Below are 21,376 nucleotides of genomic sequence, written 5' to 3'. Positions count from 1 at the left end.
CAATCAAAAAGCCTGCTGGCGCAAGCCAGCAGGCTTTTTATCTTTCTCTGCCCTACTTGCCCGGCTTGAACAATTCCAGCTCATCCGCCGTCAGCCAGCGCCATTGGCCGGGCTCCAGCTCTGCGGGCAGCTCCAGGCCACCGATTCTTCTGCGGTGCAGACCTTCGACCCGATTGCTCACGGCCGCAATCATGCGCTTGACCTGGTGATACTTGCCCTCGGTCAGCGTCAGATCCAGCACATGGCTGTCCACCTGCTCGCAGGCCGCTGCCTTGACGGGCTTGGGATCATCATCGAGCACGACACCATCCAGCAGCCGCTGTATCTGCTTGGCATCCACCGGATGCTTGCAAGTCACCCGGTAAACCTTGGAGACATGTTTTTTGGGCGAGGACATGCGATGGATGAACTGGCCATCGTCGCTGAGCAGCAGCATGCCCGTCGTATCCTGGTCCAGACGACCCACCGCCTGAACACCTTGCACCGCTCCCTTGTTGGGTCGTTGACGCAGCGGAGCCGGCAGCAAGGTATAGATGCTGGGGTAGGCCGATGGCTTTTGCGAGCACTCGGTGCCGGCAGGCTTGTTCAGCAGCACGTAACCCAGTGCGTGATACTCCCACTCCACGCCTTGCACCCTGAAGCGCAGACCTTCGGGATTCACCTCCTCGGTGGAATCCAGGACCTTCTCCCAGTCGGAGGTCTGTGGGTTCCATAGCTCCACCCAGCCTTGCTGCACCAAGCCGGAGCACACGCGGCGAATGCCAAAGCCCTGTGAATACAACATGTCCTGCAGCTGCATGCTCATCCTTTCCATGTCCGCTACTGCGCAAGCAATATCAAGAATACCGATTGGTCAAATAAAAAACCCCGTAATCTTTCGACTACGGGGTTTTCACTGTAAGAGCCTGACGATGACCTACTTTCACACGGGAACCCGCACTATCATCGGCGCTAAGTCGTTTCACTGTCCTGTTCGGGATGGGAAGGAGTGGTACCAACTTGCTATGGTCATCAGGCATAAACTTTTTGTCAGATTGACGGCGCCTCGATTAACTTCTTAATCTCGCTCACCTTCAGTCCAACGAATTCATAGAGTCTTCAATCAGCTTTTCGATTGCGCCTTTTCGGCATAACTAGAACTTGCGTTCTGTCTTTCATTTTTCCAGGCTTACCCAAAGTTATAGGGTCAAGCCGCACGGGCAATTAGTACTGGTTAGCTTAACGCATTGCTGCGCTTCCACACCCAGCCTATCAACGTCGTGGTCTACAACGACCCTTCAGGGGGCTCAAGGCCCCGGCAGATCTCATCTTGAAACGAGTTTCCCGCTTAGATGCTTTCAGCGGTTATCTCTTCCACACTTAGCTACCCTGCGATGCCACTGGCGTGACAACAGGTACACCAGAGGTGTGTCCACTCCGGTCCTCTCGTACTAGGAGCAGGCTTCCTCAAATCTGCAGCGCCCACGGAAGATAGGGACCAAACTGTCTCACGACGTTTTAAACCCAGCTCACGTACCTCTTTAAATGGCGAACAGCCATACCCTTGGGACCGACTACAGCCCCAGGATGAGATGAGCCGACATCGAGGTGCCAAACACCGCCGTCGATATGAACTCTTGGGCGGTATCAGCCTGTTATCCCCAGAGTACCTTTTATCCGTTGAGCGATGGCCCTTCCATACAGAACCACCGGATCACTATGTCCTGCTTTCGCATCTGCTCGACTTGTCAGTCTCGCAGTTAAGCACGCTTATGCCATTGCACTATCGTCACGATGTCCGACCGTAACTAGCGTACCTTCGAACTCCTCCGTTACGCTTTGGGAGGAGACCGCCCCAGTCAAACTGCCTACCATGCACTGTCCCCGATCCAGATAATGGATCCAGGTTAGAACCTCAAACGCACCAGGGTGGTATTTCAACGTTGGCTCCATGCGATCTAGCGACCGCACTTCAAAGCCTCCCACCTATCCTACACAGATCCGTTCAAAGTCCAATACAAAGCTACAGTAAAGGTTCATGGGGTCTTTCCGTCTTTCCGCGGGGAGATTGCATCATCACAAACATTTCAACTTCGCTGAGTCTCAGGAGGAGACAGTGTGGCCATCGTTACGCCATTCGTGCAGGTCGGAACTTACCCGACAAGGAATTTCGCTACCTTAGGACCGTTATAGTTACGGCCGCCGTTTACTGGGACTTCAATCAAGAGCTTGCACCCCATCATTTAATCTTCCAGCACCGGGCAGGCGTCACACCCTATACGTCCACTTTCGTGTTTGCAGAGTGCTGTGTTTTTATTAAACAGTCGCAGCCACCAATTTTTTGCAACCCCTTTGAGCTCCGTTTGTACAACTTCACTTACTTGGGGTACACCTTCTCCCGAAGTTACGGTGTCAATTTGCCGAGTTCCTTCTCCTGAGTTCTCTCAAGCGCCTTAGAATACTCATCTCGCGCACCAGTGTCGGTTTGCGGTACGGTCGTCAATAGCTGAAGCTTAGTGGCTTTTCCTGGAAGCAGGGTATCACTCACTTCGTCTGCAAGCAGACTCGTTATCACCCCTCATCTAAGCCTGGCGGATTTGCCTACCAGGCACGACTACAGGCTTGAACCAACATATCCAACAGTTGGCTGAGCTAACCTTCTCCGTCCCCACATCGCACTATTGATCGGTACAGGAATATTGACCTGTTTCCCATCAGCTACGCATCTCTGCCTCGCCTTAGGGGCCGACTCACCCTACGCCGATGAACGTTGCGTAGGAAACCTTGCGCTTACGGCGAGGGGGCTTTTCACCCCCTTTAACGCTACTCATGTCAGCATTCGCACTTCTGATACCTCCAGCATCCGTTACCAGACACCTTCACAGGCTTACAGAACGCTCTCCTACCACTTGCAATAAATTGCAAATCCGCAGCTTCGGTAACTGGCTTAGCCCCGTTACATCTTCCGCGCAGGACGACTCGATCAGTGAGCTATTACGCTTTCTTTAAATGATGGCTGCTTCTAAGCCAACATCCTGACTGTTTTAGCCTTCCCACTTCGTTTCCCACTTAGCCAATTTTAGGGACCTTAGCTGGCGGTCTGGGTTGTTTCCCTCTTGAGTCCGGACGTTAGCACCCGGTGCTCTGTCTCCCAAGCTGTACTCGTCGGTATTCGGAGTTTGCATAGGTTTGGTAAGTCGCCATGACCCCCTAGCCTAAACAGTGCTCTACCCCCGACGGTAATACTTGAGGCACTACCTAAATAGTTTTCGGAGAGAACCAGCTATTTCCAAGTTTGTTTAGCCTTTCACCCCTATCCACAGCTCATCCCCTAATTTTGCAACATTAGTGGGTTCGGACCTCCAGTACCTGTTACGGCACCTTCATCCTGGCCATGGATAGATCACTTGGTTTCGGGTCTACACCCAGCGACTAGTCGCCCTATTCGGACTCGATTTCTCTTCGCCTCCCCTATTCGGTTAAGCTTGCCACTGAATGTAAGTCGCTGACCCATTATACAAAAGGTACGCCGTCACCCCTAAGGGCTCCGACTTTTTGTAAGCATACGGTTTCAGGATCTATTTCACTCCCCTCCCGGGGTTCTTTTCGCCTTTCCCTCACGGTACTGGTTCACTATCGGTCGATGATGAGTATTTAGCCTTGGAGGATGGTCCCCCCATATTCAGACAGGGTTTCTCGTGCCCCGCCCTACTTGTCTGCAGCCTAGTACCACCGATCGGTTTTCACATACGGGACTATCACCCACTATGGTCGGCCTTTCCATGCCGTTTTGTTAACTGATCGACTATCACTGCAAGGCTCTTCCGAATTCGCTCGCCACTACTATCGGAATCTCGGTTGATGTCTTTTCCTCTGGGTACTTAGATGTTTCAGTTCTCCAGGTTCGCTTCGTGCACCTATGTATTCAGTGCACGATACCTCTTGCGAGGTGGGTTCCCCCATTCAGAAATCTCCGGATCAAAGCTTATTTGCCAGCTCCCCGAAGCTTATCGCAGGCTATCACGTCTTTCGTCGCCTATCATCGCCAAGGCATCCACCATATGCTCTTAGTCACTTGACCCTATAACTTTGGACTCTCTCGTCGAGAATCAAAGCCTGGTGTTCAAAGACTGGTGAGGTCTTGCACCTCACGCGTTATGCCGTAATGTGAATATCTTTGGCTGCATCTTTCGATACAGCTTAGAGAATATTCGTCATTACTAGATACATTTGCATTCGCAAAATATCTGTTTTGACGCAATCAAAATGTTGCTGGCGGCACGGTGCACAAACCTTGGTTTGTGCTTTCCACCAGCAACGCTGATTTCGACTCTATGAATTTTTAAAGAACAGCCAATTGATCGACGTTTCGATCAATACAAAAGCAGTCTTTGCAAGACTGCTTTTGTATTGGGAAGCCTTCGATTATAGCACCATTAGCGCTATCATTTTTGGTGGAGGATGACGGGATCGAACCGACGACCCCCTGCTTGCAAAGCAGGTGCTCTCCCAGCTGAGCTAATCCCCCGGGATCCTCTGACCAGATATTGGAATCTTGGTGGGTCTAGTTGGGCTCGAACCAACGACCCCTGCGTTATCAACACAGTGCTCTAACCAGCTGAGCTACAGACCCATTCCATGCAGCCCGCCGTCACTCAGCAGGCCACCTGGCTTGTTCCAACAACCGATAAGTGTGGACGTTCAATTTGAAGCAGCATTTTTCCAGAAAGGAGGTGATCCAGCCGCACCTTCCGATACGGCTACCTTGTTACGACTTCACCCCAGTCACGAACCCCGCCGTGGTAAGCGCCCTCCTTGCGGTTAGGCTACCTACTTCTGGCGAGACCCGCTCCCATGGTGTGACGGGCGGTGTGTACAAGACCCGGGAACGTATTCACCGTGACATTCTGATCCACGATTACTAGCGATTCCGACTTCACGCAGTCGAGTTGCAGACTGCGATCCGGACTACGACTGGCTTTATGGGATTAGCTCCCCCTCGCGGGTTGGCAACCCTTTGTACCAGCCATTGTATGACGTGTGTAGCCCCACCTATAAGGGCCATGAGGACTTGACGTCATCCCCACCTTCCTCCGGTTTGTCACCGGCAGTCCCATTAGAGTGCTCAACTGAATGTAGCAACTAATGGCAAGGGTTGCGCTCGTTGCGGGACTTAACCCAACATCTCACGACACGAGCTGACGACAGCCATGCAGCACCTGTGTGCAGGTTCTCTTTCGAGCACCAAACCATCTCTGGTAAGTTCCTGCCATGTCAAAGGTGGGTAAGGTTTTTCGCGTTGCATCGAATTAAACCACATCATCCACCGCTTGTGCGGGTCCCCGTCAATTCCTTTGAGTTTCAACCTTGCGGCCGTACTCCCCAGGCGGTCAACTTCACGCGTTAGCTTCGTTACTGAGTCAGTTAAGACCCAACAACCAGTTGACATCGTTTAGGGCGTGGACTACCAGGGTATCTAATCCTGTTTGCTCCCCACGCTTTCGTGCATGAGCGTCAGTGCAGGCCCAGGGGATTGCCTTCGCCATCGGTGTTCCTCCGCATATCTACGCATTTCACTGCTACACGCGGAATTCCATCCCCCTCTGCCGCACTCTAGCCTTGCAGTCACAATGGCAGTTCCCAGGTTGAGCCCGGGGATTTCACCACTGTCTTACAAAACCGCCTGCGCACGCTTTACGCCCAGTAATTCCGATTAACGCTTGCACCCTACGTATTACCGCGGCTGCTGGCACGTAGTTAGCCGGTGCTTATTCTTACGGTACCGTCATGACCCGGGGATATTAGCCCCAGGCTTTTCGTTCCGTACAAAAGCAGTTTACAACCCGAGGGCCTTCATCCTGCACGCGGCATTGCTGGATCAGGCTTTCGCCCATTGTCCAAAATTCCCCACTGCTGCCTCCCGTAGGAGTCTGGGCCGTGTCTCAGTCCCAGTGTGGCTGGTCGTCCTCTCAGACCAGCTACAGATCGCAGGCTTGGTAAGCCTTTACCCCACCAACTACCTAATCTGCCATCAGCCGCTCTAGTAGCACAAGGCCCGAAGGTCCCCTGCTTTCATCCGTAGATCTCATGCGGTATTAGCTACTCTTTCGAGTAGTTATCCCCCACTACTAGGCACGTTCCGATGTATTACTCACCCGTTCGCCACTCGTCAGCATCCGAAGACCTGTTACCGTTCGACTTGCATGTGTAAAGCATGCCGCCAGCGTTCAATCTGAGCCAGGATCAAACTCTATAGTTCGATCTTGAATTTAAAGTCTTTCGACTGCTCACTCACTTGACGGAATCAAGAAGAATAAATTCTTCCTCATTACTGTTTTTGTGAGCGTTTGATAACTCCGAAGAGTTTGTTCCGAAGAACTGGCTGCTTGCCCTCAAACGCCCACGCTTATCGGCTGTATTTTTTTAAGGAACCGAGTACAAAATCAGAAGAACCGATCTTGAATCTCGTTGCTTGCTGCGATCAGCGAAGCCTTCTATTGTAGCACTGTTTTCACAGCACTTTTAAAACGTTTTTGCGTTTTCTTCTCGCCCCTTAGCACAAGGAGGGAGAAGAAAACGCCTGGCGTGAGCCAGGCGTTTTGGCGTAAGAGCCTGACGATGACCTACTTTCACACGGGAACCCGCACTATCATCGGCGCTAAGTCGTTTCACTGTCCTGTTCGGGATGGGAAGGAGTGGTACCAACTTGCTATGGTCATCAGGCATAAACTTTTTGTCAGATTGACGGCGCCTCGATTAACTTCTTAATCTCGCTCACCCTCAGTCCAACGAATTCATAGAGTCTTCAATCAGCTTTTCGATTGCGCTTTTTCGGCATAACTAGAACTTGCGTTCTGTCTTTATTTTTCCAGGCTTACCCAAAGTTATAGGGTCAAGCCGCACGGGCAATTAGTACTGGTTAGCTTAACGCATTGCTGCGCTTCCACACCCAGCCTATCAACGTCGTGGTCTACAACGACCCTTCAGGGGGCTCAAGGCCCCGGCAGATCTCATCTTGAAACGAGTTTCCCGCTTAGATGCTTTCAGCGGTTATCTCTTCCACACTTAGCTACCCTGCGATGCCACTGGCGTGACAACAGGTACACCAGAGGTGTGTCCACTCCGGTCCTCTCGTACTAGGAGCAGGCTTCCTCAAATCTGCAGCGCCCACGGAAGATAGGGACCAAACTGTCTCACGACGTTTTAAACCCAGCTCACGTACCTCTTTAAATGGCGAACAGCCATACCCTTGGGACCGACTACAGCCCCAGGATGAGATGAGCCGACATCGAGGTGCCAAACACCGCCGTCGATATGAACTCTTGGGCGGTATCAGCCTGTTATCCCCAGAGTACCTTTTATCCGTTGAGCGATGGCCCTTCCATACAGAACCACCGGATCACTATGTCCTGCTTTCGCATCTGCTCGACTTGTCAGTCTCGCAGTTAAGCACGCTTATGCCATTGCACTATCGTCACGATGTCCGACCGTAACTAGCGTACCTTCGAACTCCTCCGTTACGCTTTGGGAGGAGACCGCCCCAGTCAAACTGCCTACCATGCACTGTCCCCGATCCAGATAATGGATCCAGGTTAGAACCTCAAACGCACCAGGGTGGTATTTCAACGTTGGCTCCATGCGATCTAGCGACCGCACTTCAAAGCCTCCCACCTATCCTACACAGATCCGTTCAAAGTCCAATACAAAGCTACAGTAAAGGTTCATGGGGTCTTTCCGTCTTTCCGCGGGGAGATTGCATCATCACAAACATTTCAACTTCGCTGAGTCTCAGGAGGAGACAGTGTGGCCATCGTTACGCCATTCGTGCAGGTCGGAACTTACCCGACAAGGAATTTCGCTACCTTAGGACCGTTATAGTTACGGCCGCCGTTTACTGGGACTTCAATCAAGAGCTTGCACCCCATCATTTAATCTTCCAGCACCGGGCAGGCGTCACACCCTATACGTCCACTTTCGTGTTTGCAGAGTGCTGTGTTTTTATTAAACAGTCGCAGCCACCAATTTTTTGCAACCCCTTTGAGCTCCGTTTGTACAACTTCACTTACTTGGGGTACACCTTCTCCCGAAGTTACGGTGTCAATTTGCCGAGTTCCTTCTCCTGAGTTCTCTCAAGCGCCTTAGAATACTCATCTCGCGCACCAGTGTCGGTTTGCGGTACGGTCGTCAATAGCTGAAGCTTAGTGGCTTTTCCTGGAAGCAGGGTATCACTCACTTCGTCTGCAAGCAGACTCGTTATCACCCCTCATCTAAGCCTGGCGGATTTGCCTACCAGGCACGACTACAGGCTTGAACCAACATATCCAACAGTTGGCTGAGCTAACCTTCTCCGTCCCCACATCGCACTATTGATCGGTACAGGAATATTGACCTGTTTCCCATCAGCTACGCATCTCTGCCTCGCCTTAGGGGCCGACTCACCCTACGCCGATGAACGTTGCGTAGGAAACCTTGCGCTTACGGCGAGGGGGCTTTTCACCCCCTTTAACGCTACTCATGTCAGCATTCGCACTTCTGATACCTCCAGCATCCGTTACCAGACACCTTCACAGGCTTACAGAACGCTCTCCTACCACTTGCAATAAATTGCAAATCCGCAGCTTCGGTAACTGGCTTAGCCCCGTTACATCTTCCGCGCAGGACGACTCGATCAGTGAGCTATTACGCTTTCTTTAAATGATGGCTGCTTCTAAGCCAACATCCTGACTGTTTTAGCCTTCCCACTTCGTTTCCCACTTAGCCAATTTTAGGGACCTTAGCTGGCGGTCTGGGTTGTTTCCCTCTTGAGTCCGGACGTTAGCACCCGGTGCTCTGTCTCCCAAGCTGTACTCGTCGGTATTCGGAGTTTGCATAGGTTTGGTAAGTCGCCATGACCCCCTAGCCTAAACAGTGCTCTACCCCCGACGGTAATACTTGAGGCACTACCTAAATAGTTTTCGGAGAGAACCAGCTATTTCCAAGTTTGTTTAGCCTTTCACCCCTATCCACAGCTCATCCCCTAATTTTGCAACATTAGTGGGTTCGGACCTCCAGTACCTGTTACGGCACCTTCATCCTGGCCATGGATAGATCACTTGGTTTCGGGTCTACACCCAGCGACTAGTCGCCCTATTCGGACTCGATTTCTCTTCGCCTCCCCTATTCGGTTAAGCTTGCCACTGAATGTAAGTCGCTGACCCATTATACAAAAGGTACGCCGTCACCCCTAAGGGCTCCGACTTTTTGTAAGCATACGGTTTCAGGATCTATTTCACTCCCCTCCCGGGGTTCTTTTCGCCTTTCCCTCACGGTACTGGTTCACTATCGGTCGATGATGAGTATTTAGCCTTGGAGGATGGTCCCCCCATATTCAGACAGGGTTTCTCGTGCCCCGCCCTACTTGTCTGCAGCCTAGTACCACCGATCGGTTTTCACATACGGGACTATCACCCACTATGGTCGGCCTTTCCATGCCGTTTTGTTAACTGATCGACTATCACTGCAAGGCTCTTCCGAATTCGCTCGCCACTACTATCGGAATCTCGGTTGATGTCTTTTCCTCTGGGTACTTAGATGTTTCAGTTCTCCAGGTTCGCTTCGTGCACCTATGTATTCAGTGCACGATACCTCTTGCGAGGTGGGTTCCCCCATTCAGAAATCTCCGGATCAAAGCTTATTTGCCAGCTCCCCGAAGCTTATCGCAGGCTATCACGTCTTTCGTCGCCTATCATCGCCAAGGCATCCACCATATGCTCTTAGTCACTTGACCCTATAACTTTGGACTCTCTCGTCGAGAATCAAAGCCTGGTGTTCAAAGACTGGTGAGGTCTTGCACCTCACGCGTTATGCCGTAATGTGAATATCTTTGGCTGCATCTTTCGATGCAGCTTAGAGAATATTCGTCATTACTAGATACATTTGCATTCGCAAAATATCTGTTTTGACGCAATCAAAATGTTGCTGGCGGCACGGTGAGTATTTTTCAACTCTTTCCACCAGCAACGCTGATTTCGACTCTATGAATTTTTAAAGAACAGCCTATTGATCAAAGATCAATATAAAAGCAGTCTGACGCAGACTGCTTTTATATTGAATTTGGTTTTTTGCTTCCGATCCGCTTGGCGCTTCACATCTGCTGAGCCAACGATTATAGCACCTTTGGACGCTATCATTTTTGGTGGAGGATGACGGGATCGAACCGACGACCCCCTGCTTGCAAAGCAGGTGCTCTCCCAGCTGAGCTAATCCCCCGGGATCCTCTGACCAGATATTGGAATCTTGGTGGGTCTAGTTGGGCTCGAACCAACGACCCCTGCGTTATCAACACAGTGCTCTAACCAGCTGAGCTACAGACCCATTCCATGCAGCCCGCCGTCACTCAGCAGGCCACCTGGCTTGTTCCAACAACCGATAAGTGTGGACGTTCAATTTGAAGCAGCATTTTTCCAGAAAGGAGGTGATCCAGCCGCACCTTCCGATACGGCTACCTTGTTACGACTTCACCCCAGTCACGAACCCCGCCGTGGTAAGCGCCCTCCTTGCGGTTAGGCTACCTACTTCTGGCGAGACCCGCTCCCATGGTGTGACGGGCGGTGTGTACAAGACCCGGGAACGTATTCACCGTGACATTCTGATCCACGATTACTAGCGATTCCGACTTCACGCAGTCGAGTTGCAGACTGCGATCCGGACTACGACTGGCTTTATGGGATTAGCTCCCCCTCGCGGGTTGGCAACCCTTTGTACCAGCCATTGTATGACGTGTGTAGCCCCACCTATAAGGGCCATGAGGACTTGACGTCATCCCCACCTTCCTCCGGTTTGTCACCGGCAGTCCCATTAGAGTGCTCAACTGAATGTAGCAACTAATGGCAAGGGTTGCGCTCGTTGCGGGACTTAACCCAACATCTCACGACACGAGCTGACGACAGCCATGCAGCACCTGTGTGCAGGTTCTCTTTCGAGCACCAAACCATCTCTGGTAAGTTCCTGCCATGTCAAAGGTGGGTAAGGTTTTTCGCGTTGCATCGAATTAAACCACATCATCCACCGCTTGTGCGGGTCCCCGTCAATTCCTTTGAGTTTCAACCTTGCGGCCGTACTCCCCAGGCGGTCAACTTCACGCGTTAGCTTCGTTACTGAGTCAGTTAAGACCCAACAACCAGTTGACATCGTTTAGGGCGTGGACTACCAGGGTATCTAATCCTGTTTGCTCCCCACGCTTTCGTGCATGAGCGTCAGTGCAGGCCCAGGGGATTGCCTTCGCCATCGGTGTTCCTCCGCATATCTACGCATTTCACTGCTACACGCGGAATTCCATCCCCCTCTGCCGCACTCTAGCCTTGCAGTCACAATGGCAGTTCCCAGGTTGAGCCCGGGGATTTCACCACTGTCTTACAAAACCGCCTGCGCACGCTTTACGCCCAGTAATTCCGATTAACGCTTGCACCCTACGTATTACCGCGGCTGCTGGCACGTAGTTAGCCGGTGCTTATTCTTACGGTACCGTCATGACCCGGGGATATTAGCCCCAGGCTTTTCGTTCCGTACAAAAGCAGTTTACAACCCGAGGGCCTTCATCCTGCACGCGGCATTGCTGGATCAGGCTTTCGCCCATTGTCCAAAATTCCCCACTGCTGCCTCCCGTAGGAGTCTGGGCCGTGTCTCAGTCCCAGTGTGGCTGGTCGTCCTCTCAGACCAGCTACAGATCGCAGGCTTGGTAAGCCTTTACCCCACCAACTACCTAATCTGCCATCAGCCGCTCTAGTAGCACAAGGCCCGAAGGTCCCCTGCTTTCATCCGTAGATCTCATGCGGTATTAGCTACTCTTTCGAGTAGTTATCCCCCACTACTAGGCACGTTCCGATGTATTACTCACCCGTTCGCCACTCGTCAGCATCCGAAGACCTGTTACCGTTCGACTTGCATGTGTAAAGCATGCCGCCAGCGTTCAATCTGAGCCAGGATCAAACTCTATAGTTCGATCTTGAATTTAAAGTCTTTCGACTGCTCACTCACTTGACGGAATCAAGAAGAATAAATTCTTCCTCATTACTGTTTTTGTGAGCGTTTGATAACTCCGAAGAGTTTGTTCCGAAGAACTGGCTGCTTGCCCTCAAACGCCCACGCTTATCGGCTGTATTTTTTTAAGGAACCGAGTGCAAAATCAGAAGAACCGATCTTGAATCTCGTTGCTTGCTGCGATCAGCGAAGTCTTGCATTGTAGCCTGTTTTTACCAGACTCAAATCAAAGTTTGAAACTTTTTGTCAAGACCCGAAAGGTCTTGACAAAAAGAAAAAGCCTTGCGGCTTTTTCTTTGATTTGGCGGAAACGGAGGGATTCGAACCCTCGATGAGGCTCTACACCCCATACTCCCTTAGCAGGGGAGCACCTTCGGCCACTCGGTCACGTTTCCGGAATGACGCTATTGTAAACAGCTTTTTTGTTCGTTTTTGGAAAGTTGCGAAAATTATTCGCTTTTGTCCAAACCAAAGGCTGTGTGCAGGGAGCGCACGGCCAGCTCCAGGTACTTCTCGTCGATCACGACCGAGGTCTTGATCTCGGAAGTCGAGATCATCTGGATGTTCACGCCTTCCTTGCTCAGAGCACGGAACATGGTGGAGGCCACGCCCACATGGCTGCGCATGCCGATGCCGACGATGCTGACCTTGGCGATATTGGGATTACCCACCACTTCGGAAGCACCGAGTGCAGGAACAACGCTTTCACGCAGCAACTCCATGGCACGCTGGTAGTCGCCCTGGCTCACTGTGAAGCTGAAGTCGGTCTTGCCGTCCTTGGAGATGTTTTGGATGATCACATCGACTTCGATGTTGGCATCAGCCACGGGGCCGAGGATGGCAGCAGCCACGCCAGGGGTATCAGGCACGCCCAGCACGGAGATCTTGGCCTCGCCACGGTTGAAAGCGATGCCGGATACGACAGCCTTTTCCATTTTTTCGTCTTCCTCAAAAGTAATCAGCGTGCCGGACTTGGCTTCTTCTTCCAGATCGATATCCCAGGGCGTGAAGCTGGACAGCACGCGCATGGGCACCTTGTACTTGCCTGCAAACTCCACGGAACGGATCTGCAGCACCTTGGAGCCCAGGCTGGCCATTTCCAGCATTTCCTCGAAGCTCACCGTACCCAGGCGCTTGGCAGCAGGCACCACACGGGGATCGGTGGTGTAGACGCCATCCACATCGGTATAGATCAGGCATTCGGCAGCCTTCAGGGCGGCAGCAACGGCCACGGCAGAAGTGTCGGAGCCGCCACGACCCAGCGTGGTGATATTGCCTTCGGGATCGATACCCTGGAAGCCGGTCACGATCACGACACGACCAGCATCTAGGTCGGCGCGCACGCGCTTGTCGTCGATGGACTCGATGCGAGCCTTGGTGTAGCTGCTATCGGTGCGCACGGGCACTTGCCAGCCCGCATAGCTGACAGATTCCATGCCTTCGGCCTGCAGCGCAATGGCCAGCAGCGCCGAGGATGCCTGCTCGCCAGTGGCGGCCAGCATATCAAGCTCACGATAGTACGAACTCTTGGCGTGACTGGGAGCCAGTTCGCTGGCCAGACCCAGCAAACGGTTGGTTTCGCCACTCATGGCGCTGGGCACAACCACCAACTGGTGACCTGCCCGAGCCCATTTGGCCACACGCTTGGCGACGTTGCGGATGCGCTCTGTCGAGCCCATCGAGGTGCCGCCGTATTTATGAACGATCAGTGCCATTGGATACTAAAGGGTGACGAAACAGCAGCCACGGCGCAGGTCACAAAGGTTTTGGCGCGCCGGCGGTTTTCGTACAGGTAAAAAAACCAAAACCTAGGAATTGTACCAACCGAGACTTGCCCCCTGGCGCTCCACAAAACCCCGCCCCACCTTGATATGGATGTGGTGCCCTCGCGTAGAGCAAACGCCGACCTGCGCCATGAGCTGCGCAAGCTGCGCCGCCGTAGGCGTGGTGCCATGTGCGACGCGCAGCCAATAACGCAGGACATTGCCCAGACGCAGCTCGCTCAAACTCTGCAGCGCCTTGATGACGGGCGGCTCACCCACCAGCTGCAGATCTGCCGCCGCCTGCTCGTTGAGCAGCTCTGAAGCCTGCGCGCAATGCGCACTGCTGCGTGCAAACGTGCTGCGAAACTGCGGAAAGACCTGCTCCAGCACCGGCAGCAGCTGAGCCCGGATGCGATTGCGTGTGTAGCCCTGATCGGTATTCGTAGGATCCTCGACCCAGCTCAAACCCCTCAGCCGCAGCCAGTCGCGCAACGCCTGCCCCGGCACCTCCAGCAAAGGCCTGAACCATTCCAGCCCTGCTCTTTGCCAATGCCCTGGCATGGCCGCCAGACCGGCCACGCCGGCACCGCGCGAGAGCGCCAGCAGCAAGGTTTCGACCTGATCGTCGGCATGCTGGGCCAGCGCCATGGAACGCACTGCATCCAGCGCTGCGCCCTGCGCATCGAGCCAAGGCTGCCGAGCTGCCTGAATCAAGGCCGCATAACGCCCCTGACGCGCTGCATCTTCAGGGCTTTGGCCTTGCACATTGCGCGCATCGATGGCGCAGACCTTGAGCACAATGCCGTGCCGGGCACACAGCTGCTCACAGTGCTGCTGAAAACCATCAGCCGCAGACTGCAAACCATGGTGCACATGAATCGCCCTCACCTGCCCCGGCCATCGCGCATGGCAAGCCAGCAGCAGGGCCGACGAATCCGCTCCGCCACTGAAGGCCACGACCAGTGGCAGCAGCGGCTCGAATGCAGCCATAGCCGTATCCACCCGAGCAGCCGAGGCCCGCAACAAGTCAGCATCTGACTGGGCTTGCATGAACAACAGACTCCCCATTTCAAATTCAATAGCAGCTAGCACTTACCCATAAAGGGCTGAAGCGCATTTCACTCAAAGCCCTTCGGCAAAAACAAATGGCTCCCGAAGGAGCCATTGTGCGCAAGCAGCATCAAGCCCGCTGGATCAGCGATTGTCAGCCTTGGTGTCGGCAAACTTGCCATAGCTCTGAATGCGGTCGTAGCGACGATCCTGCAGCTCCTTGGGCTTGAGATCGGTCAGCTGGCGATAGGCATCGCCCAGCGCGCGCTTGAGGAAGGCGCCCATTTGCTTGTGGTCGCGATGAGCACCACCCACTGGCTCGTTGACGATCTTATCCACCAGACCCAGCGCCTTGAGGCGGTGAGCGGTGATGCCCATGGCGTCCGCTGCTTCCTGGGCCTTTTCGCCGGTCTTCCACAGAATGGAGGCGCAGCCTTCGGGACTGATCACCGAGTACACGGAATACTGCAGCATCAGCACCTGGTCTGCCACGGCAATGGCCAGCGCACCGCCAGAGCCGCCCTCACCGATGATGGTGGTGATGATGGGGGTCTGCAACTGAGCCATTTCGTAGATGTTGCGACCGATGGCTTCGGACTGGCCACGCTCCTCGGCGTCGATGCCGGGGAAGGCACCGGGCGTATCCACGAAAGTGAACACGGGCAGCTTGAACTTCTCGGCCGTCTTCATCAGGCGCAAGGCCTTGCGATAGCCCTCGGGACGCGTCATGCCGAAGTTGCGCAGCGTACGCTCCTTGGTATCGCGGCCTTTTTGATGACCGATCACCATGCAGGGCTGGCCATTGAAGCGCGCCAGGCCACCAATGATGGACTGGTCATCCGCAAAATGGCGGTCGCCGTGCATTTCGACAAAGTCGGTAAAGCACTCGCGCACATAGTCGAGCGTATAGGGGCGCTCGGTATGGCGGGCGATCTTGGTGATCTGCCAGGGGGTCAGGTCGCTGTAGATGTCCTTGGTCAGCTGCAGGCTTTTCTTGCTGAGCTGGTCGATCTCTTCCGAGATATCTACTGCGCTTTCAGTCTGCACATAGCGCAGTTCTTCGATTTTGGATTCGAGTTCGGCAATGGGCTGCTCAAAATCCAGAAAGTTCTTTTTCGCCAACGTATTTCTCCTTGTGCCAGCCTGTTGCAATCCTTGCAATCGGCCAGTGGACAGATGTCATCAAGCCACAGGCTGCGCCTCGAGCGAGCGCCAAATATACCAAGTTGCAACCGTACACCACGGTTTCCAAGCCTCGGCAACTTCACGGGCATCGCTGCGACTGACAGGATCGCCCGAAAAATGATTGAGAGAGATGCCCTGTATCAAACCGGCATCATCCAGAGGCAGCACATTGGGCCGCCCCAGACAGTAAATCAGAAAATTCTCGGCCGTCCAGCGGCTGAGACCGCGTATGGACATCAGCTCGGCAATGATGACTTCATCGCTCATCTGAGCCCATTCATCCATGTGCAGACGACTCTCGGTGAAATGCACAGCCAGGTCGACCAGATAGTCCACCTTGCGCGCCGACAGTCCCGCGCCACGCATATCGTCCACCTTGAGCCTGAGCACCTGCTCGGGCTGCATGGCAGCAGGCAGCTTGGCGAACTTGTTCCACAAGGTCTTGGCCGACTTGGCCGAAATCTGCTGCCCGATGATGGAGCGAGCCAATGTGGCAAAGGCCTGCTCCTGCCCGCACGGCAGCAGCGCCTGGCTGCCGAGTTGCGGAATCAGGCGCTTGAGCACGCGATCGCGGCGCATGAGCTGACGGCAGGCCTCAGCCCAATAGGCGGGCACACCATCAGGCAAGTCCAGATGAATCTTGGGAGCGGCCGTTTTGGGCGCGACTGCCTGCTTTGCAGTTGTACCCGCAGGCTGAGCAATGGCTGCCGCCCCCAAAGGTGCCACAGGCAAAGGCGCAGCCGGCCCCATGGGCACGGGCAGATCAGCCACCAGCGGCAGCTGCTCGAACTCCATGGTGTCCAGATGCTTGATCGCACTCATGCGCGACTCTCCGCACTGCTCACACAGTTGATGGAATATTGCATGCAGCCTCAGCCCTTGGCGGCCGCTTCCCAGGTCGTGCCCGCGGCCGAGTCCTTGAGGACGATGCCCTGATCAAGCAGATCCTTGCGGATGCGGTCTGCCTCGGCCCAGTTCTTGGCAGCCTTGGCCTCTGCGCGTGCGGCAATCTGCGCTTCGATCGCGGCCGCGTCCACACCTTCGGCACCGGCCTGCAGAAACTTCTGCGGCTCGGCCTGCAGCAGACCCAGGCAGGCCCCCAGGGCCTTGAGCAAGCCCGCCACTTCGGGCGACTTGCTGCGGTTGACCTCAGCGGCCAACTCGAACAGCACGGCCACAGCCTCGGGCGTGCCGAAGTCTTCATCCATCGCCGCCTTGAAGCGGGCGGCGCAGGAACTGCTCCAGTCGATCTGCACCTCGGCGGGCGCCACCAGATCCAGAGCGGTATAGAGGCGCTTGAGCGCACCGCGCGCATCATCGAGATGCACGTTGGAATAGTTCAGCGGGCTGCGGTAGTGACTGCGCACGACGAAGAAACGGATGGTCTCGGCGTCGTATTCCTTGAGCACGTCGCGGATGGTGAAGAAGTTGCCCAGCGACTTGGACATCTTCTCGTTGTCCACATTGATGAAGCCGTTATGCATCCAAGTCCGGGCAAACGGCTTGCCGGTCGCACCTTCGCTCTGGGCAATCTCGTTCTCATGGTGAGGGAACTGCAGGTCTGCACCGCCACCATGGATGTCAAAGCTCTCGCCCAGCAGCTCGCAACCCATGGCCGAGCATTCGATATGCCAGCCTGGGCGACCTTCGCCAAAGGGGCTGGCCCACTTCACGTCAGCGGGCTCGTCCACCTTGGCCGACTTCCACAGCACAAAGTCCAGCGGGTCATGCTTGCCATCCGCCACGGCCACACGCTCACCGGCGTTGAGTTCGTCCAGCGTCTTGCCCGAGAGTTTGCCGTAGCCAGGGAACTTGCGCACGGCGTAGTTCACATCGCCGTTGCCGGCCTGATAGGCCAGGCCCTTGCCCTGCAGCTGGGCGATCATGCTCAGCATCTGCGGCACGTATTCGGTAGCGCGCGGCTCCAGCGTGGGGCGCTCGATACCCAGCGCATCCGCATCCTGGTGCAGCGCATCGATCATGCGATCGGTGAGGCTGCGTATGGTCTCGCCGTTTTCCACCGCACGCTTGATGATCTTGTCATCGATGTCGGTGATATTGCGCACATAGGTCACCTTGTAGCCGCTGGCGCGCAGCCAGCGCTGCACCACGTCGAAAGCCACCATGGAGCGCGCATGGCCCAGGTGGCAGAGGTCATAGACCGTCATGCCACAGACGTACATACGCACATGGCCCGGCTCCAGCGGCGAAAACGATTCCAGTGCACGCGACAGCGTGTTGTAGATACGCAAACTCATGAATCTTGAAATTGGGAGAGAGGGTGGCGAGCAGCAGCACCGGTCATGCGTGCGATGCATAAACCGTGCCTGCCATTCCCTGAGGCTGAAAAATGCGCACTAGCATCCAGACACATCCCGGTCCGGCCAGACGCCTAAGCGCTGCACACCCCTCAGCTACAATTCCCCGCAGTATAAGCTCCCGCCGCAGCGCAGTTCTTGCGGCGCCATGAAAGCACCTACATGCCTGTACGCAACTTGTTCAGTACCGCAGCGCGTGCGGCAGCCCTGGCTGCCTTGCTCGCTGCAGGTAGCGCCTACGCCGACGATTACACGGATGTTGCCCAGTTGCTCAAGAGCGGCAAGACGCAGCAGGCGCTGCAAAAAGCGGAAACCTATTTGGCCAAGAATGCACGCGACCCACAGATGCGTTTTCTGCGCGGCATTGCGCTGAGCAATGACGGCAAGACCGAGGACGCGATCACGGCTTTTCGTCAGCTGACCGAAGACTATCCCGAGCTGCCCGAGCCCTATAACAACCTGGCCGTGATCTACGCACGCCAGGGCGATCTGGATAGGGCCCGCTCCGCACTTGAAGCTGCCGTGCGCAACAATCCGAACTATGCCGTGGCACATGAAAACCTGGGCGATATCTATGCCCGCTTGGCCTATCAGTCCTATGCGCAGTCCCTGGCCAAGGGCGGCCGCCCAGCAGCACTAAACCCAAAGCTCAAGCAGCTCAAGGACCTGCTGCAGCCTGCGGCCTCCCTCGCAACGCCTGCCCCGGCCCAGCCTGCACAGCGCTGAACCAGTTTTTTGCCATCGCCGCCCTCTTGTGAAGCAGGCCGGCGCCCTCAGCTGCCTCGAGCCTGTTTTTTGCAGCCGCTATCCAGCGGTCTTGCCCAAGGCACATTTACCCAGGAATATGACCATGCTGAATTTCCGTCGAAACAGCCTCAAAGCCCTGTCTGCCATTGCGCTGACAGCCACTGTTTTTGCAATCCCCAGCCTGGCCCAGGCGCAATCCAAGGTGCAGCTCAAGACCAGCATGGGCGACATCATGGTGGAACTGAACGATGCCAAGGCGCCCAAGAGCGCTGCCAATTTTCTGCAATATGTGCGCGACAAGCACTATGACGGCACGGTGTTCCACCGCGTGATTGACGGCTTCATGATCCAGGGTGGCGGCATGGACGCCAATCTGAACGAAAAGCCCACACGCGCCCCGATTCCGCTGGAAGCCAGCAACGGCCTCAAGAACGACCGCGGCACGATTGCCATGGCGCGCACCGGCAATCCCAACTCTGCCACCTCGCAGTTCTTCATCAATGTGGTGAACAACGACATGCTCAACGCCCCCAAGCCTGACGGCCATGGCTATGCCGTCTTCGGCAAGGTCATCAAGGGCATGGATGTGGTGGACAAAATCCGCGCCGTGGCTACGGGCAACCGTGGCATGCACCAGAATGTGCCCACAACGCCGGTAACAATCCTCTCCGCCACCGAAATCAAGTAAACACCCCGGCGGCGCTGCACCTGCCGGGAAGCGCCCGCCTCTCCACTCCATCCTCTAGAAAGCACAGACATGAGCAATCCCCAAGTCGAACTGCACGTGACCATCAACGTGGCTGACACCGCAACCCAGGGCGTGATCACCCTGGAACTGGACGCCGTGAACGCACCCAAGTCCACCGAAAACTTCCTGAACTACGTGAACCAGGGCTTCTACAACGGCACCATCTTCCACCGCGTGATCAAGAACTTCATGATCCAGGGCGGCGGTTTCGCTGCCGACATGAAGCAGAAGGAAACTGCTGCCCCCATCGAGAACGAAGCCAAGAACGGCCTGAAGAACGACAAATACACGATTGCCATGGCTCGCACCAGCGATCCTCACAGCGCAACTGCACAGTTCTTCATCAACACCGTGGACAACGGCTTCCTGAACCACACCGCTCCCACCGGCCAGGGCTGGGGCTACGCCGTGTTCGGCAAGGTCGTCAAGGGTGAAGAAGTCGTGGACGCCATCAAGAAGGTGCGCACCACTCGCAAGGGCTTCCACGACGACGTGCCTTTCGATGCCGTGGTGATCGACAAGGCGATCGCGATCTAACCCCCTGAGGCGCTGCGCGCCTTCCCCCAAGGGGGACGACGGCCTCGCTGCGAGGCGGCTCTTGCTTGCCGTCTCTCGCTCGGGGCCGTTATTGTTTTCAGGCTGCGTACCATCATCACATGACTGATTCTTCAGATCCCCGCACGACTGCTCCTCAGGTGGCGCAGCTGCAAGGCGCACCCGGCTGGCGAGCTATCGACTTTATTTCCGATCTGCATCTGCAGCCTTCGGAGCCGCAGACGGTTGAAGCCTGGCGCAGCTATCTGGCACGCAGCACGGCCGACGCCATCTTCATCCTCGGCGATCTGTTTGAAGTCTGGGTGGGTGACGATGCGCTCGATGAACCCGGCAGCTTCGAGGCCGAATGCGCAGCCGTTCTGCACGAGGCGGCGCAGCAGCGTCCGCTGTTCTTCATGGTCGGCAACCGCGACTTTCTGGCCGGTGACGAGTTTCTGCGCCGCAGCGGCCTGACCGGCCTTTCCGACCCGACGGTACTGCGCTGGGCAGGCCCCGGCATCCTGCTCAGCCATGGGGATGCACTGTGCCTGGACGATGTGGAGTACCAGCAATTCCGCGCTGTTTCGCGCTCCGCCGCCTGGCAGCAGCAATTGCTGGCCCAGCCCCTGGCCGTGCGCCGTGCGATCGGCAGATCGGCACGCAGCGAAAGCGAGCAACGCAAGCAAAGCGGCGCACCCTATGCGGATGCCGACGCGCAGATGAGCACCACCTGGATGCAGGCCGCGCAAGCGCCCTGGCTGATTCACGGCCATACCCATCAGCCCGCCGACCACGCGCTGGACGACGGGCAGTGGCGCATCGTGCTCAGCGACTGGCATATCGATGCAGATACCCATCGCAGCGAGGTGCTGCGTGTGACGCCCGAAGGCTGGCAGCGCATGCCGCCCGAGCTGGCCTGACGCACCGACCAATTGCCGCTATCTCATTCAGAGCTTCTTGCGCATGTCATTCATAGATTTCAGATTGAAAACCATCCAAACTCTATGAATAGCAAGCGCTATAAGCTATCAAAT

10 protein-coding genes, 5 tRNA genes and 6 rRNA genes are annotated in these 21,376 nt (G+C 55.3%); 4 read left to right on the top strand and 17 right to left on the bottom strand.

Going from position 1 to position 21,376, the window contains the following annotated elements:
- Nucleotides 1-52: 52 nt before the first annotated feature.
- The 17 genes from F0P97_RS06730 to cysS form a co-directional block, all read right to left on the bottom strand.
- Nucleotides 53-799 carry a 16S rRNA pseudouridine(516) synthase gene (locus tag F0P97_RS06730; RefSeq protein WP_182286146.1) on the bottom strand — a complete coding sequence of 249 codons (747 nt, stop codon included), beginning with the start codon at nt 797-799 and terminating at the stop codon, nt 53-55.
- A gap of 104 nt (nt 800-903) precedes the next feature.
- Nucleotides 904-1,016, bottom strand: a 5S ribosomal RNA gene (gene rrf, locus F0P97_RS06725).
- A gap of 166 nt (nt 1,017-1,182) precedes the next feature.
- Nucleotides 1,183-4,060, bottom strand: a 23S ribosomal RNA gene (locus tag F0P97_RS06720).
- Nucleotides 4,061-4,431: 371 nt separating this feature from the next.
- Nucleotides 4,432-4,507: transfer RNA gene (locus tag F0P97_RS06715), tRNA-Ala, on the bottom strand.
- 28 nt (nt 4,508-4,535) lie between these two features.
- A tRNA-Ile gene (locus F0P97_RS06710) sits at nt 4,536-4,612 on the bottom strand.
- A 93-nt stretch (nt 4,613-4,705) separates the two neighbouring features.
- Nucleotides 4,706-6,238: ribosomal RNA gene (locus F0P97_RS06705) — 16S ribosomal RNA — on the bottom strand.
- A gap of 351 nt (nt 6,239-6,589) precedes the next feature.
- Nucleotides 6,590-6,702: ribosomal RNA gene (gene rrf / locus F0P97_RS06700) — 5S ribosomal RNA — on the bottom strand.
- 165 nt (nt 6,703-6,867) lie between these two features.
- Nucleotides 6,868-9,745 (bottom strand): 23S ribosomal RNA (locus F0P97_RS06695).
- 406 nt (nt 9,746-10,151) lie between these two features.
- A tRNA-Ala gene (locus tag F0P97_RS06690) sits at nt 10,152-10,227 on the bottom strand.
- A 28-nt stretch (nt 10,228-10,255) separates the two neighbouring features.
- Nucleotides 10,256-10,332: transfer RNA gene (locus F0P97_RS06685), tRNA-Ile, on the bottom strand.
- Between the two features lie 93 nt (nt 10,333-10,425).
- Nucleotides 10,426-11,958 (bottom strand): 16S ribosomal RNA (locus tag F0P97_RS06680).
- Together the 16S, 23S and 5S rRNA genes with 5 tRNA genes alongside form the textbook arrangement of a ribosomal RNA operon.
- A gap of 341 nt (nt 11,959-12,299) precedes the next feature.
- A tRNA-Ser gene (locus F0P97_RS06675) sits at nt 12,300-12,392 on the bottom strand.
- 54 nt (nt 12,393-12,446) lie between these two features.
- Complete coding sequence (locus F0P97_RS06670; protein WP_182286145.1) at nt 12,447-13,712, bottom strand: aspartate kinase; 1,266 nt, start codon at nt 13,710-13,712, stop codon at nt 12,447-12,449.
- A 93-nt stretch (nt 13,713-13,805) separates the two neighbouring features.
- Complete coding sequence (gene tilS / locus F0P97_RS06665; RefSeq protein ID WP_371878538.1) at nt 13,806-14,816, bottom strand: tRNA lysidine(34) synthetase TilS; 1,011 nt, start codon at nt 14,814-14,816, stop codon at nt 13,806-13,808.
- A 138-nt stretch (nt 14,817-14,954) separates the two neighbouring features.
- A complete protein-coding gene (locus F0P97_RS06660; protein WP_003057594.1) occupies nt 14,955-15,932 on the bottom strand; it encodes an acetyl-CoA carboxylase carboxyltransferase subunit alpha in 978 nt (325 codons plus the stop codon).
- 60 nt (nt 15,933-15,992) lie between these two features.
- Nucleotides 15,993-16,817: a DNA-3-methyladenine glycosylase family protein gene (locus F0P97_RS06655; RefSeq protein ID WP_182286143.1), complete on the bottom strand. Its 825-nt coding sequence runs from the start codon at nt 16,815-16,817 to the stop codon at nt 15,993-15,995.
- Between the two features lie 50 nt (nt 16,818-16,867).
- Nucleotides 16,868-18,253 carry a cysteine--tRNA ligase gene (gene cysS, locus F0P97_RS06650; protein WP_182286142.1) on the bottom strand — a complete coding sequence of 462 codons (1,386 nt, stop codon included), beginning with the start codon at nt 18,251-18,253 and terminating at the stop codon, nt 16,868-16,870.
- A 222-nt stretch (nt 18,254-18,475) separates the two neighbouring features.
- On the opposite strand from cysS, the gene F0P97_RS06645 reads away from it, so the two are divergent.
- From F0P97_RS06645 to F0P97_RS06630, 4 genes are all read left to right on the top strand, one after another.
- On the top strand, nt 18,476-19,039 hold the full coding sequence (locus tag F0P97_RS06645; RefSeq protein WP_182286141.1) for a tetratricopeptide repeat protein: 564 nt from the start codon (nt 18,476-18,478) through the stop codon (nt 19,037-19,039).
- Between the two features lie 124 nt (nt 19,040-19,163).
- Nucleotides 19,164-19,748, top strand: coding sequence for a peptidylprolyl isomerase (locus F0P97_RS06640; protein ID WP_182286140.1), 585 nt, complete (start codon nt 19,164-19,166; stop codon nt 19,746-19,748).
- Nucleotides 19,749-19,817: 69 nt separating this feature from the next.
- Nucleotides 19,818-20,345: a peptidylprolyl isomerase gene (locus F0P97_RS06635; protein ID WP_087084687.1), complete on the top strand. Its 528-nt coding sequence runs from the start codon at nt 19,818-19,820 to the stop codon at nt 20,343-20,345.
- Between the two features lie 119 nt (nt 20,346-20,464).
- A complete protein-coding gene (locus tag F0P97_RS06630) occupies nt 20,465-21,262 on the top strand; it encodes a UDP-2,3-diacylglucosamine diphosphatase (protein ID WP_182286139.1) in 798 nt (265 codons plus the stop codon).
- Nucleotides 21,263-21,376 lie beyond the last annotated feature (114 nt).

Origin of the sequence: Comamonas testosteroni (assembly GCF_014076415.1) — a bacterium.
GTDB lineage: Bacteria > Pseudomonadota > Gammaproteobacteria > Burkholderiales > Burkholderiaceae_C > Comamonas > Comamonas testosteroni_F.
Note: the sequence above shows the minus strand (reverse complement) of the source record. Positions and strands in the feature narration are given on the sequence as shown.

What these genes read in the sequence shown, in the direction of transcription:
- F0P97_RS06640 (WP_182286140.1), top strand. Translation starts at nt 19,164, where the DNA reads ATGCTGAATTTCCGTCGAAACAGCCTCAAAGCCCTGTCTGCCATTGCG.
- F0P97_RS06630 (WP_182286139.1), top strand. Translation starts at nt 20,465, where the DNA reads ATGACTGATTCTTCAGATCCCCGCACGACTGCTCCTCAGGTGGCGCAG.
- F0P97_RS06730 (WP_182286146.1), bottom strand. Translation starts at nt 799, where the DNA reads ATGCAGCTGCAGGACATGTTGTATTCACAGGGCTTTGGCATTCGCCGC.
- F0P97_RS06635 (WP_087084687.1), top strand. Translation starts at nt 19,818, where the DNA reads ATGAGCAATCCCCAAGTCGAACTGCACGTGACCATCAACGTGGCTGAC.
- F0P97_RS06670 (WP_182286145.1), bottom strand. Translation starts at nt 13,712, where the DNA reads ATGGCACTGATCGTTCATAAATACGGCGGCACCTCGATGGGCTCGACA.
- F0P97_RS06655 (WP_182286143.1), bottom strand. Translation starts at nt 16,817, where the DNA reads ATGAGTGCGATCAAGCATCTGGACACCATGGAGTTCGAGCAGCTGCCG.
- cysS (WP_182286142.1), bottom strand. Translation starts at nt 18,253, where the DNA reads ATGAGTTTGCGTATCTACAACACGCTGTCGCGTGCACTGGAATCGTTT.
- F0P97_RS06645 (WP_182286141.1), top strand. Translation starts at nt 18,476, where the DNA reads ATGCCTGTACGCAACTTGTTCAGTACCGCAGCGCGTGCGGCAGCCCTG.